The organism is Arthrobacter sp. Hiyo1 (assembly GCF_001263615.2).
GTDB lineage: Bacteria > Actinomycetota > Actinomycetes > Actinomycetales > Micrococcaceae > Arthrobacter.
This window is the reverse complement of sequence record NZ_DF952469.1, coordinates 313,627-314,939: the sequence shown is the minus strand read 5'-3', so window position 1 is coordinate 314,939 and position 1,313 is coordinate 313,627. Positions and strand designations below refer to the sequence as shown.

2 protein-coding genes are annotated in these 1,313 nt (G+C 62.9%); both read left to right on the top strand.

Annotated features, from left to right (window positions below; genetic code table 11):
* Nucleotides 1–214 precede the first annotated feature (214 nt).
* Complete coding sequence (locus tag AHiyo1_RS05985) at nt 215–577, top strand: response regulator transcription factor (RefSeq protein WP_172465508.1); 363 nt, start codon at nt 215–217, stop codon at nt 575–577.
* Nucleotides 574–1,313 (top strand): AAA family ATPase (locus AHiyo1_RS05980; RefSeq protein WP_340639290.1); only part of this gene is annotated, 740 nt, incomplete at its 3' end. The genes AHiyo1_RS05985 and AHiyo1_RS05980, both read left to right, overlap by 4 nt.

Here is a 1,313-nt window from a genome sequence, read left to right as displayed (position 1 = left end):
GCTCCTCCGCTTGGCCGACGCCGACCGGGACGAGGGCGCCCCCGGTCACGAGATCTTTTGCCTCAGTTCAGCCGTTCGGCTTGGCGCGGTGGCAGCCGCTCCACGGCTGTTGGACTCGGCACTCCGCTGCCAGGGACGATTCGCGGAACTGTGCGTTGCGTACGCACGGGCGACGATGTCCGGAAGCGCAGAGCTTCTTCTTGAGGCTGCACGGTTGGCCGAAGACATGCAGAACGACAGGTTCGCCTTCGATATCGCGGAGACGGTGTTGCAGCTGGACCAGGTTCAGTTGGACAAGACGGCTCTCAGGAAGGCGCGGCAGCTCGCGGAAACGTGCCGGCAGCGCCTGCGCACCCCGCAAAGCGGAAACCAAGAGGGATTGAAGCTGACCGCTCGCGAGATGGAGATCGCCAAGCTGGCGGCGAACCGGGAGAGCAACAAGGGTATCGCCGCGAAGCTCCATGTTTCAGTTCGCACGGTGGAAGGGCATCTCTACCAGATCTTCGGCAAGCTGAAAATCGTTGAACGCTCTGAGCTGAGCTTCGCGCTTGGCAACGTCGAAGGTGGTGCGAAATGACTGAAGTGGTTGCGGCCGATGCGCTTGTCGGACGATTCAACGTGATGGCCGCCGTCGTCGACTGCCTTCTCGACGCCAATGGGCCCGGAGTCCTGCTTTTCGGTGACGCGGGCATCGGCAAGACGGCACTGATTAACGAAGTGGTCTATGAATTAGGGCAACGTGTCCGCCCCTTCAGGGTCTTTGCCGGTCCAACCCTGGCCTCGGTACCGTTCGCTGCCTTGGCGCCCCTTTTGACGGCCTTGACCCCGAGCCAGATCAACGAGCCATTGTCGGTCCTGAGGGCCGTGGTCGCGGCGTTGAACCCGGCAGGCCAGCCACATCCGGCACCGGCGGTCCTGATCGTGGAGGACGCACATCACATCGATGACAGCAGTGTGGCTGTCCTGGCCCAGTTGGCAGCCGCGGAAGCCGCCAAGGTCGTGTTCCTTTGCCGTCCGTATCCGGCGCCGCCCGCAGAGGTCTTCTCGATGTGGTCCGAGGGACTCGTGGACCGATTCGACTTGCAGCCGCTCAACGAGCAGGAAGTCAACCAACTTTGCGCCCAGGCCTTGGATGCGCCCGTCGTCCAGGGCACCAGCGCCGTCCTTTGCAGGTACTCGGGTGGAAACCCGATGTTCCTGCTGGAACTCATCGAACACGCCAAGTCGTTGGGCCACCTGGTCTGCCGCAACGACGCCTGGATGCTTTCGGGTGAGCTTCGGGGAACCAGCGTGCGTTTGATGGACCTTGTCCG